Source organism: Thermovirga lienii, from assembly GCF_036847465.1.
Lineage (GTDB): Bacteria > Synergistota > Synergistia > Synergistales > Thermovirgaceae > Thermovirga > Thermovirga lienii.
In genome coordinates this window covers 25,344-34,337 of sequence record NZ_DAITZW010000019.1, presented here as the reverse complement: position 1 = coordinate 34,337, position 8,994 = coordinate 25,344, and the positions used below count along the sequence as shown (strand labels likewise).

Genomic DNA, 8,994 nt, shown 5'->3' with positions numbered 1-8,994 from the left:
AGTCGTTCCACTCCTCCTCCGTTACTCCCTTCCATAAGGGAACTTCCTTCCAAGAGCGCAGCTTGACAACCATATCCCTTTCCCCCCACTACATTAGTTTGCACAGTTATTTCTCTAAATATTCAGGCAAAACCACAAATATGTCAATACTATGTCTATTATGTATATTGTATTTCCTTATAGATATATTCTTGTTTCCAAATAAGAAAACTATCTGACCTTGTGTCGTTGTTTTAAAGCATTTATTATTTTGAGTGATGATTGGAGGTGTTCCATGTGAGTAAAAGCATGCTCATATACAATGGAGACATATGGACGGGGGAAGGAACGGCTAAAAAGGCCGATGCTGTTTTGTTTAGTTCCTCACACATAGAGGCCGTGGGAACCTACGATGAAGTAAAGAACCACCCTCTTGCTTCAGAGGCCCTCAAGCTGGACGTTGAGGGAAGAACGGTGATACCTGGGATGTACGACTCTCACCTGCATCTTACCGCTCTATCGAGGCAGCTTGAGGCCCTGGACCTTTCAAAGGCAAAATCCAAGGAGGAGCTTTACGACATGTTGAGAAAGAAAGCCTCACAAGCTTCTCCGACGGAATGGATTTACGGCGTTCGCTTCGATAACTCCTCCTGGGAAGACGACAGCCTGCCCACCCTCAAGGAACTGGACGAGCTAGGGCTGCCCAACCCTGTGATACTTGAAAGGGTGTGCACTCACCTTCACGTGGTCAATTCCAGAGCACTCATGGAAGCAAATTTTACGGTTTCTGCCACCACCAAAGGAGCACTTTTCGACTCCTCGGGCAATTTTACGGGGGCCCTCGTGGAAGGAGCAGCCGAACCCATGGTTCAGATCATGGGAAAATCCCTGTACGATAAAAAAAATGAGCCAAAACGAATCCTGAGGACCTGCCAACTTTTGGCCTCTTTTGGACTCACCGCCATAAACCCCTGCAGCGCAGCGTCCTACGGCCTTAAAGAAAACATAGATGCCCTCTTGGAGTTGAAAGAAAAGGACACCCTTCCTCTTCGAGTCCGCCTTTACAGCGATGAACCGCACGAGGCCATGAAATTCTTGCCCCAAAACGACAAGTGGCTCTCCTATGGGGGGCGCAAGTTTTTCCTTGACGGCTCCTTGGGAGCTAGAACTGCTGCTTTGACTTTCCCATACGTAGATGCACCTTTCACCCAAGGTATACTCAACTACTCCAAAGAGGAGATAAAACACCTTATAGTGGATTGCCATAAAAAGGGCGTTCAGACTCAGACTCATGCCATAGGCGACGGGGCCCTGGACCAGCTGATAGAGGCAATAGAAGCAGCCATGGAGCTTAAAGACCAGCCGGGAGGGGTTAAACACAGGGCCGTACATCTTCAAATATGTAGGCCAGATCAAATGAACAAGCTAGCCAAACTCGGAGTCGTAGGGGACGTGCAGCCAGTATTCGTGCCAAGCGACATAAAGATAACGGAAAACCGCATAGGCAAGGAACGCTTAAGCTGGGCTTACGCATGGAAAAGCATGGCCAACGCAGGCATGTTGCTTACCGCCTCAAGCGACGCTCCCGTTGAACCCCCGAATCCCATGAGAGGGATATGGTCCGCCGTCGAGAGGACTGACGACCAAGGGTTCCCAAAAGGAGGTTGGCTGCCGGAAGAGAAGCTCACCCTGGATGAGGCATTACGAATGTACACGGTAAATCCCGCAAAGGCAAGCGGCCTTGAGGATAAGATAGGCAAGATAAAAGCAAAAATGTACCCCGACCTGGTGGTTTTGGACAGCCGAATAAGCGTACTTGACCCGGACAAACTCAAAGATGTAAAGGTCCTTTTAACTTTCGTGGGAGGAAGACTCAGTTTTGGAAAGCTAGATGGCTGGGAAAGGATTCCATACTGAAAAAATTTTACTTTTTCTCATTAATCAGGTTATACTTAAAAGCAAATACTCCGTGTACGGGAGATGATATCATGAGAACCAATAAATCTCTGCTTTTACTCGGCGCCATATTGGCGGTGATGGTTTTATCAGCTCCGGCCTTTTCTCAGGAAGCGGTCCAGCCTCTGGTTCCTGGCCTAACCCTGGAGAAGGTACCTGGAGGGTTTGTGGTAAGAGAAGTCGTGGAAGGTTCCCTCCCTCACGCATCAGGCCTACTTCCGGGGGACTTCATAAAAGCCGTGGATTTTCGCCCCGCGGACACCTTATCCACCCAGGAAGTCCTGGATGAGATTTCGGTTTTGCCCGAAAGCCACGGCTCTATCTTGCTATCGATAAAGCGCTCCAACCGCAACTTGCTGATAAGGCTAAAGCAACCAGTGACGTTCGAGGGGCAGGAGGCCTTCCTTGAAGTGGACACATCCCTAAGAATCCACTGGCAGGCCTGCGAGGAAACGTGGCTGGACATAAGACAAAAAGTAGCATCTCGAACCCCTATTCCAAAGGAGACCTTCGACATGGCCTTCAATACCTTTATGGACTCCAGGAACGCTTTGGCTTCCGTCGAGGTTCCGAAAGTCATACCAGAAAAAACTCGTACAACACTCTTGAAGGCAAGGTCCCACCTTACTAGAGCGGCCAACCTTAGTCTACTGGCAATAAGGGCTCTGGAGGACGACCTTTCAAAAGGCAAGACTCTGACCGAGGCTACGATGATAAAGAACTTCCCCAATGACCCCAATTGGGATGAGGATTGGATCCTCAAGTTTGAGAGCCTCCCAGGAGGGTTCAACTCGTTCTACAGGCAGATGCTATCGGAGCATGGTAAAGGCCTTGCTCTGCTTATGGAGGCTCAGCAGCTGATGAAAGAATATCGCTAGGAGCCTTTGGGGCGCCAACAAAAGATATACACGGGCAATGACGAAAACAGAAGGAAAATCGGCAATAACCTGAAGGCCCAGCTTGCCCCGATGAATGCAGAGAGGTAACCAAAGATAATAGGAGTGACAAAATAGCAACCGTCGAGGAGGAACCACGCCAAGGCGGTTGCTTTTGGTCTGAACCGCCTGGGAGTAACCTCACCCACCAGGGCCAAATAGAGAGGAAACCCTATACCTACGCCAACTCCATAGATCAGCCCGGAAACTCCAAAAACCAGGCTACTGGACGCTAGTGCTGCCCCTATCAGTCCAAAGGCGTTCACAGCTATAACCAAAGAAGCCAGGATTCCTTTCGGAATTATGTCCAATATCTTGAATCCCAAAAGCCTTATCAAGAGAGCTCCCCATGCAAAGGGGACCATGAAAGCAGAAGGAGGAAGTTCTTTCTCCATGGCCAAGGAGGTGATGGAAATAATGGCAGCATCTGTAAGACCATAGAGGATGGCCGATATCAAATACCCCTGCACCGATCTCAAGGACAAAAGCTCCCTCCAGGTTCCCCATTGCTCCTCTTCAAGCCTACTCTTCTTCTTTGCCGGCCTCAAAGTCAAGGATATAACCCCACACACCAAGGCCATAAGGGGGGCAAGCCATATGTAAAGCCACTCCGTGTTCCTGTGCAGCATAAAGTCGCCGATGGGCAGAACGACGATGAATGGAAAAATAGAACCCACGGTTATAAGGGCAAAGGCACTCCCTCTAACTTCTTCAGGTATCACGAAGGTCTGGTAAGTGGTCAAGGCCACCAAAAAAAGTCCGAAGTCCAACCCCGCAATCAGCCTCCACAAGATCAACAAAGGCACCGTCTTTGAGCACGCTATCCCTATACCCGCCACAAGGCCTAGGATCGAAGAAGCAAAAAGCAACTTCCTTAGAGAAAAAGCTTCTACCAGGTATGCCAGAAAGGGCCTTGGGACAGTGCTTGTAAAAAAGAAGGCGCCCAAAATCAACCCAACCGCTTTGGGATCAGTGATCCCCTTATAGGATAGATACATGGGCAAAAGGAAATAAACCTGACTGAAGGCCATGATGCCGAAATTTGCGACCATCAACTTGGGAAGAAGCCTTTTGATCTGTTCCATTATTTTCTCCTCTCCAGGAAGATCTCAAGCTCCGCGAGAAAGACTCCCGCTAAAATAAGCACACCTCCTAACACTATCTGGAGGTTCAACATTTCCTCTCCAAGAGCTATAGCTATTACGTAGCCAAAGGGGCTCTCCATGGAGAGTATTATCGCAGCGTGGGTCTCAGGACTGTACCTTTGGGCAACAGTCTGAATGAAAAAGGGAATCACGGTCACGAAGGCCACAATGTAGCCTATCCCCCACCACACCTTGGGTGATACGTCGCCAAAGTGGGGTATCGGCTCAAGCACCAAGGATAAGGTCAAAAGAAACACCCCACTGGCAAAAAGCTGCACTACCGTCAAAGCCACGGGGTCCATACGCCTGCTGAGGTTTCCAACCAAAAGGACGTGAAAGGCTATCCCCACTGCCAAAAGGAGGGAAAGTCCATCACCGAGGTTGAAGCTCATCCCAGGAGTGAATGCCATGACCAAAAGCCCCACGGTGGTCACAAAAGCTCCAAGGGTGGCCAAAAGGGAGGGAAGCCTCTTATAGAATAGGGCGTAAAGAAATGGAACCATGACTACGTTGCTTCCTGCTATGAAGGACTGCTTTCCAGGGGTTGTATATAAAAGTCCCACCACGTGAGCTATGAAGGTGGCCGCGAGGACTCCGCCCAAAAGGATCCCCAAAACCACGTGCTTTCTTCTCAGCTTTTTGACTCTGTTCCACAAAAAACACATCAAGATTCCCCCGCTTGCCAAGAACCTAACGGTCAAAAGCCACAAGGGGGACATGTAGTCTAAAAGCCAGCTGGTAACAGCGAAACCCGAACCCCAAAAAACGGCGGCAAAGAGCATTGCACCGTCCGCAATGAGCACCTGTTTTCTGGTCAAAGTAACACTCAACCTATCACCTCCCCCGCAAAAGGATACCACTTTTAATGTCAATTGCACACAAAAAAGGCTCCCCGTTTTTGTGGGGAGCCTTTTCAAAAACATTTACATCAAAGTTAAGAACAATCACAATTAGGGCCGCAGCAGGAGGACTTTTTCAGGTTTTTGACTGTCTCGCCGTAGATGGACATGATCTCCTCTATGTCGGGGTGACAGCACCTGCCTCTGGGGTTAAGCTCCTTGCACCTGCCTCCGATTCCAGCCTTGGTCTTTTTCATAACCTCTTCCATAGTGTTTGCTCCTTCGTACATAGCCTTTACTATCTCGCCCTTGGTTACCTTTTGGCAATAGCACACTATTTCGTCCTTGCTCGCTTTCTTCCAATCCATTTCCTTACCCCCTCGCTATCTTGCTGCTTTGCATCTTAACCAAAGATGGCACCGAATATCATACCAGCTATAGTGGAAAGAATTATCACCAAAGCCACATATGTCACCGTTTTCTTGGTGCCAAGGACGCTTCTTATCACGAGCATGTTGGGCAGGGACAAAGCTGGGCCAGCAAGGAGAAGAGCCAAGGCCGGTCCCTTGCCCATTCCTGCTCCTATGAGCCCCTGCAGTATGGGAACTTCCGTCAGCGTCGCAAAATACATGAACGCCGCTGCCACCGTGGCAAAAAAGTTGGAGAAGAAAGAATTACCCCCCACAAGAGATGCCACCCACTCTCCGGGTATTAGAGCTTCATGCCCAGGTCTTCCCAGGAGAAAACCTGCTACCAAAACGCCTCCGAACAAAAGGGGCAAAACCTGCAAGGCGTATCCCCAAGTGGACTGAAACCACTCGGATCGCTCGTCTTTTGTGTACCATAGCCAAGAACTCGCCACCGTGGAGATCAAGGCCAGCGCCGCAACGTACCACTTGGCCCTGTACGCTGCTGCCCAAAAACCCACTGGAACCTTGGGAGCAGCCCAGTTGGCGAAGACCAAAAACACCACCATGCTGGCCATGAACCAAACGGTCTTCCATAAAGGTCTATTATCTTCGGGTTCCGGAAGAGCTGCAAAGCTCTCCTGTCTTTTTGCTTCTTCTTCATGAAAGATAAGGGCCATCAAAAGGCCTATTATGACGCTGAAAGATATGGCTCCAACGGCTCTTGCCACCCCAAGCTCCACACCTAGAACCCTCGCCGTGAGGATTATTGCCAGAACGTTTATTGCCGGTCCTGAATAAAGGAAGGCCGTAGCTGGACCAAGACCAGCACCCCGCTTGTAGATTCCCGCAAAAAGGGGAAGCACTGTGCAGGAACAAACTGCAAGTACCGTACCTGAAACGGCAGCAACCGAGTAGGCAACCCATCTTTTAGCGTTGGCTCCAAGGTACTTCATAACCGACTGCTGAGAAACGAACACACTTATGGCACCAGCTATGAAGAACGCCGGCACTAGGCATAGTAGAACGTGCTCTCTGGCATACTCGTGAAGCATTGCCAACGCTTCAACAGTAGCGTTCTGAAGCCTGGCGCTCTCAACGGGCATAAAGTAAAAGGCAAGAAAAGCAAGCAAAAGATACATAAACTTTTTGAGCTCCGAATTCATTTCATATTCACCTCTACTTGATAAAATACAAAGCCTTTATGTGAAATTATTTGCACATATACTGCTCTTTAAAGGCCCTCGCCTTGCGGCCAGGGCCTCTCTTTTTTTTCAGCTTTAACTAGCTGGCTGACTCCTGCAGCATTTTTTTGACGTCCTCTACAGACGGAACCTTCCCAGCCACCAGGACCTTCCCGTCCACCGCTAGTCCAGGAGTTGCCATGACTCCAAAGGATATGATGTCATTTATGTCCGTAACCTTTTCCAACTCAAAGGAGAGTCCCAATTCCTTTGCCGCCTTTTCCGCTGTTTCCGCTAGTTTCTTGCACTTGGGACACCCGGTCCCCAGTATCTGAATCTTCACTGTGTCCACCCCACTTCATCTTTAGTTATTCCGAACCCGAGCTACAGCATTTTCGCTCTCGTTCCTGGTTTATAACTTTCTCTATACAAGGCATGACATCTAGAATGCATGGCATTTTAAGATGATAGATTATGTTTCTTCCTTCCTTTATGTCATCTACGAGACCGGCCTTCTTCAGTATGGCCAGGTGCTTGCTCACGGTGGTTCTGTCGCTTTCGAACATGTCCGCTATGACGCAGGCGCACATGTCACCTGCTCTAAGCTTCTCCAGTATAGCCAACCTCACTGGATGGGCCATGGCCTTCAAGATTTCCACTTTACGCTCGTAATTTTTGTTATCGTTATAACAAATCATGTGCATATATTACCACACTTTTTAGGACCGTCAAGCCCCCCAGGGTATTCATTTAGAAGCTTTTGTTCCAGGCGCCCAATCCTATACTTAAGTAGAACATCTATGAAAGCCTTCTGCCTTAAAGGATTATGGGGAAAATAAAAAAGCCCATCTGCAGTCAAAGGACTAACTGCAGCCAGGTCGTCTTGCAGCGACGCCATGTCCTCGTTGGCCCTTATGGGTAAAACCCCCACGAGGCTTAGGTCTTCCTTTATTGCGTTTAAAGTTGGGTGAGGCATGAGAGTCTTTCTTGTAACCCTTGCCATGGATGCCGTAAGATCTTTCGGTGCCCTTTCAACTACGCAATAAAAGCCATCCCCCAGGGGGGCTTTGGGGTCTTTAATCTCAAATATGGAAACATAGCTTCCGGCGTCCACGCACTCCTGCGCCAACACCCCCCAAGGGATTTCAACCCTGTTGGAGCGATCCTTCAACTTTAGATCCTCTGCTCCCCACTCCAAAGAGATCGGAAGAAACTCCACATGCTCCTTTTCTGCAAGGACAGTCCTCGCAAAATCGTAATCGGTATGAAAGTCCGGCAGGAAAAACTTGGGATGGGGTGTTTGAACTGCGAAAATTACGGCGGTCTTTACACCCTGCCTGGCGAGTTCCCCTAGGTGTCTTACGTGATTTACCGCGCGCTTCGACGGCGCGTCGGGAAACATGGCCAGAAGCTCGCCAAAGAGGGTACAAGACTTGACCTCCACGAGAACCTCCCCTTCGGGACCGCTTAACAGCAAGTCGAACCTGTGCTGTCCATGGGGAACTTCCCTTCCCTTAAGTTTGTAATCCTCAAATCCGATAAGTTTTCCTCTCGCCAAAAGCCAAGCAACTGCACTGTTCACCCTGTGGGTATGGAGCATTACAGGGCCTCTTTCCGTCCTTACCGCCACGACCGTGTAATCGGTAGCCCTACCTGAAGCGCTGGTTCTCTCCAAAACAAGCTCGGCATCCTTGTAAAGAAGCTCCCACAATCTACCAGGGTTTGGAAGGTGAGCTTTTACCACATCGGTGCCTATCCTGCAGAGGACCACGAATCGATTAAGCCTTTCCAGAAAAAAAGCTCTCGTAGGGCTTCCCTTTACGGCACTGTAGGAACTTTGCTCATCGGGTGCAGACTTCACCATAGCACCCTCAGCCTCAAGGCCTTTTTGTACGCGTACTCAGATAGCAAATAATCACCCTCCCTGGCCGCCTCCTCGGCAAGAGCCAGCCACTGCATCCTTACTTCTTCGCTTGTTTCAGAAGCCTCCAAAAGTTCTTGGGCTCTCTTCCTCAACGCTGTGTCCCCTTCAAGGGGTATCCCTCTCTCCACCATGACCCTAGTTTATCATGGGGGACTCTTTTAGACTTACGCCCTTTAAGTTTATTTATGTTTATAATATTGTGTGTAAAGGGATAACGTCCCTGTGCAGCCAAGAGCAAGAGGAAGGAGAAGAAACGGTGCTTACTTATGAAGACTTCGAAAAAGTGGACATGCGCGTGGGCAAAATAATCAAAGTGGAGAGGAACGAAAAGGCACGAAAGCCCTCCTACAAGATGTGGATAGACCTGGGAGAGGAGCTGGGCATACTGCAAAGTTCAGGCCAATACTGCGACAACTATACCCCGGAAGATTTGGTGAATCAGCTTGTAATATGCGTAGTCAACTTCCCTCCAAAGAGAATAGCCGGTTTCAAGTCCGAGGTATTGGTCCTGGGCGCAAAGGATCAAGAGGGCAATGTAGTATTCTTGAAGCCAGAAAGGCCTGTTCCCCTGGGAGAACGAATATTCTAAGAGGCCGGACAAATTTCTTCGCTGACGGCTTGTTGG

Annotated in this window: 11 protein-coding genes; 3 read left to right on the top strand and 8 right to left on the bottom strand. The window is 49.3% G+C overall.

Features of this window, described 5'->3' with window-relative positions:
• Nucleotides 1-276 precede the first annotated feature (276 nt).
• Both V7Z69_RS06395 and V7Z69_RS06390 read left to right on the top strand, forming a co-directional pair.
• Nucleotides 277-1,896 (top strand): amidohydrolase, encoded by a 1,620-nt coding sequence (locus tag V7Z69_RS06395; RefSeq protein ID WP_334139220.1) that lies wholly within the window; start codon nucleotides 277-279, stop codon nucleotides 1,894-1,896.
• 71 nt (nucleotides 1,897-1,967) lie between these two features.
• On the top strand, nucleotides 1,968-2,813 hold the full coding sequence (locus V7Z69_RS06390) for a PDZ domain-containing protein (RefSeq protein ID WP_334139219.1): 846 nt from the start codon (nucleotides 1,968-1,970) through the stop codon (nucleotides 2,811-2,813).
• On the opposite strand, the gene V7Z69_RS06385 is transcribed toward V7Z69_RS06390, so the two are convergent.
• The 8 genes from V7Z69_RS06385 to V7Z69_RS06350 form a co-directional block, all read right to left on the bottom strand.
• The gene (locus V7Z69_RS06385; RefSeq protein ID WP_334139218.1) at nucleotides 2,810-3,955 is read right to left on the bottom strand and encodes an MFS transporter; all 1,146 of its coding nucleotides are present in this window, start codon (nucleotides 3,953-3,955) and stop codon (nucleotides 2,810-2,812) included. The two genes, V7Z69_RS06390 and V7Z69_RS06385, sit on opposite strands and share 4 nt — an antisense overlap.
• Complete coding sequence (locus V7Z69_RS06380; protein WP_244406337.1) at nucleotides 3,955-4,845, bottom strand: DMT family transporter; 891 nt, start codon at nucleotides 4,843-4,845, stop codon at nucleotides 3,955-3,957. Before V7Z69_RS06380 ends, V7Z69_RS06385 begins: the two co-directional genes overlap by 1 nt.
• Before the next feature lie 104 nt (nucleotides 4,846-4,949).
• A complete protein-coding gene (locus V7Z69_RS06375) occupies nucleotides 4,950-5,222 on the bottom strand; it encodes a (2Fe-2S)-binding protein (protein ID WP_014162491.1) in 273 nt (90 codons plus the stop codon).
• Between the two features lie 35 nt (nucleotides 5,223-5,257).
• Nucleotides 5,258-6,427 carry a permease gene (locus V7Z69_RS06370; RefSeq protein ID WP_334139217.1) on the bottom strand — a complete coding sequence of 390 codons (1,170 nt, stop codon included), beginning with the start codon at nucleotides 6,425-6,427 and terminating at the stop codon, nucleotides 5,258-5,260.
• 118 nt (nucleotides 6,428-6,545) lie between these two features.
• On the bottom strand, nucleotides 6,546-6,788 hold the full coding sequence (locus tag V7Z69_RS06365; protein ID WP_014162489.1) for a thioredoxin family protein: 243 nt from the start codon (nucleotides 6,786-6,788) through the stop codon (nucleotides 6,546-6,548).
• Nucleotides 6,789-6,813: 25 nt separating this feature from the next.
• The gene (locus V7Z69_RS06360) at nucleotides 6,814-7,143 is read right to left on the bottom strand and encodes an ArsR/SmtB family transcription factor (protein WP_014162488.1); all 330 of its coding nucleotides are present in this window, start codon (nucleotides 7,141-7,143) and stop codon (nucleotides 6,814-6,816) included.
• Entirely contained in the window at nucleotides 7,140-8,309 is a 1,170-nt protein-coding gene (sfsA, locus tag V7Z69_RS06355) for a DNA/RNA nuclease SfsA (RefSeq protein WP_334139215.1), read from the bottom strand. The genes V7Z69_RS06360 and sfsA overlap by 4 nt, the downstream gene beginning before the upstream one ends.
• On the bottom strand, nucleotides 8,303-8,461 hold the full coding sequence (locus V7Z69_RS06350) for a hypothetical protein (RefSeq protein ID WP_334139213.1): 159 nt from the start codon (nucleotides 8,459-8,461) through the stop codon (nucleotides 8,303-8,305). Before V7Z69_RS06350 ends, sfsA begins: the two co-directional genes overlap by 7 nt.
• A 164-nt stretch (nucleotides 8,462-8,625) precedes the next feature.
• Here V7Z69_RS06350 and V7Z69_RS06345 point away from each other — a divergent pair, with 164 nt between their 5' ends.
• Nucleotides 8,626-8,958, top strand: a complete 333-nt coding sequence (locus V7Z69_RS06345) for a tRNA-binding protein (RefSeq protein ID WP_334139211.1) — start codon at nucleotides 8,626-8,628, stop codon at nucleotides 8,956-8,958.
• Nucleotides 8,959-8,994 lie beyond the last annotated feature (36 nt).

Excerpts from the sequence above, each read along its gene's own strand:
- V7Z69_RS06390 (WP_334139219.1), top strand. The coding sequence starts at position 1,968 with ATGAGAACCAATAAATCTCTGCTTTTACTCGGCGCCATATTGGCGGTG.
- V7Z69_RS06385 (WP_334139218.1), bottom strand. The coding sequence starts at position 3,955 with ATGGAACAGATCAAAAGGCTTCTTCCCAAGTTGATGGTCGCAAATTTC.
- V7Z69_RS06375 (WP_014162491.1), bottom strand. The coding sequence starts at position 5,222 with ATGGATTGGAAGAAAGCGAGCAAGGACGAAATAGTGTGCTATTGCCAA.
- V7Z69_RS06370 (WP_334139217.1), bottom strand. The coding sequence starts at position 6,427 with ATGAATTCGGAGCTCAAAAAGTTTATGTATCTTTTGCTTGCTTTTCTT.
- V7Z69_RS06360 (WP_014162488.1), bottom strand. The coding sequence starts at position 7,143 with ATGATTTGTTATAACGATAACAAAAATTACGAGCGTAAAGTGGAAATC.
- sfsA (WP_334139215.1), bottom strand. The coding sequence starts at position 8,309 with ATGGTGAAGTCTGCACCCGATGAGCAAAGTTCCTACAGTGCCGTAAAG.